The organism is Ruoffia sp. FAM 26254, assembly GCF_045528545.1.
Lineage (GTDB): Bacteria > Bacillota > Bacilli > Lactobacillales > Aerococcaceae > Ruoffia > Ruoffia halotolerans.
Genome location: NZ_JBGQQY010000108.1, coordinates 1 through 1,029, shown reverse-complemented (window position 1 = coordinate 1,029; position 1,029 = coordinate 1). Strand labels below are relative to the sequence as shown.

Annotated in this window: 1 protein-coding gene; it reads left to right on the top strand. The window is 37.5% G+C overall.

The features are described 5' to 3' along the window. Positions 1 to 1,029: IS1380 family transposase (locus tag ACEN3Z_RS11865; protein ID WP_407090982.1), on the top strand; the 1,029-nt coding region annotated here is incomplete at both ends.

Sequence of the window (1,029 nt, the reverse complement as noted above, 5' to 3'; positions counted from 1 at the left end):
GGTTACTTTACAAGAAAATGCCGTAAAATTCAACAATAATTTAATCGTTTCTCATGATGGTGGTCGTTTATCAAGTGATTCTGGTTTAGTCCTAATCGATGAATTAATGGATGCTTTCCAATTTACTCAGCTCTCTGAAGATATTGTTACATTTAACGACAGTCGTAAATATTGGACACACACGAATCATAAGATTCTAAAACAGTTAATTCTGCAAATTATAGGTGGTTATAATACTGATTCTGCTGCAAATATTTTACAGCATGATCCGGTATTACAGACGTTCTCAACCGATAAGCCGTTGGCTTCTCAATCATCAATCTCTCGGCTTTATGATCGTGTAGTAGGCGAAACAATTGACTCACTTCAAGTATTCAATCAAGCGTTAATTGACAAAGCTCGTCTCCTTCGTAACGATACAAACATGATCATCGATTTAGATTCTACCCATTCAGATACATTCGGCAATCAAGAACAGACAGCTTACAACGCCCACTATGGAACAAATGGCTATCACCCATTAGTGGCGTTTGATGGGATAACCGGTGATTTTTTAAAAGCTAAACTTCGTTCAGGTAACCAATATACTTCTAAAGGGGTTAAAGAATTTCTTAAACCGTTATTGGAGCATTATAACCAAGCGATTCCAACCACCGATATTCTCGTTCGGGGAGATAGTGGATTCGCGACACCGGATATTTATGATTTATGTGAATTATACGAAAATCATTATGTTATTCGGCTAAAGGCCAATAGAAATTTGTATCGCTTAGCTGAAGAATTTGTGTTCTATGATACTGATCATCCATGGGATGAAAAAGAAGTATATTATCACTCGGTTTCATACCAAGCAGCCTCTTGGACGAAGTCCCGACGTGTCTGTGTCCGTTCGACTCGAGAAGTAGGTGAACTCCTTTTTAACCATTCCTTTATTGTCACGAATTTCTCAGAGAACATCTCGGCTAAAAGAGTATTTGAAACCTACAATAAACGCGGTACCATGGAAAACTATATTAAAGAAGCCAAAAA